1 protein-coding gene is annotated in these 804 nt (G+C 58.2%); it reads left to right on the forward strand.

What is annotated here, in order from left to right:
• On the forward strand, positions 1–804 hold an 804-nt coding region (locus HMPREF2806_RS12595; RefSeq protein ID WP_070517931.1), incomplete at both ends, for an HNH endonuclease.

The raw sequence follows: 804 nt of genomic DNA on the forward strand, positions 1-804 counted from the left end.
TTGCGCTGGTGGAGCATATACCTGGCTCACCCGACGAGCTCCGCGCGCTCGGCGCTGACCCAGCCGATGCTGCCGAGCTGTCACAGCTACACCAGGTGTACTTCGGCCCCACCCGCTACACCGGCAAACAACGCAAGGCTCGCACCGCAGCGCTTGCCCAACGCCACAGTCTGGGCACCCTCACACTGATTGAAACCTACGTGTCGAAGGTCAAGAAGACCTTGGATGCGTGGAACCTCCGAGCCAAACTCGCCGCCACACCAGCACACCGCATCCCCACCGTTGCCACCACGAGGCTTAAAGAACTCAAACGTAAAAGAACCGCCAAACCAGGCGTGCGCATCACCTACCGAGAGCAAGGCCCTAACACGCTCTCCATTACTGACGATGCCACCACGATTGCCAACATGCGCGCAGTCCTAGAATCCGCCAACAACACCGACCTTCTACAAGCCGCCAACGACGTCTTCTTCAACCAAGCCACCGGCACTAAGCCTTCCGTGCGCACCCAAGTCATCGTCACACTGAATGAGTTGGACCAGATCATCAATGGTGACGGCGACGAGATCGAGCTCAACCTCACCAACGGCGCGCGCATGACAGGAGCAGAATTCCTCACCCACAAGTTTGCCGAAATAGGCTACGCCACCATCGTCCACCCCATCGAAGGCCCCATCAACACCTGGCGGCTAGAGCGCGGGGCAAACTTCAAGCAACGCCTTACCCTGCACGCCGAATTCCACACCTGTTCTAGACCAGGGTGTAATAAACCAGCTGATTACTGCCAAATCCATCACCTCATCC

This window comes from Corynebacterium sp. HMSC076G08, from assembly GCF_001811515.1.
Classification (GTDB): Bacteria; Actinomycetota; Actinomycetes; order Mycobacteriales; family Mycobacteriaceae; genus Corynebacterium; species Corynebacterium hiratae.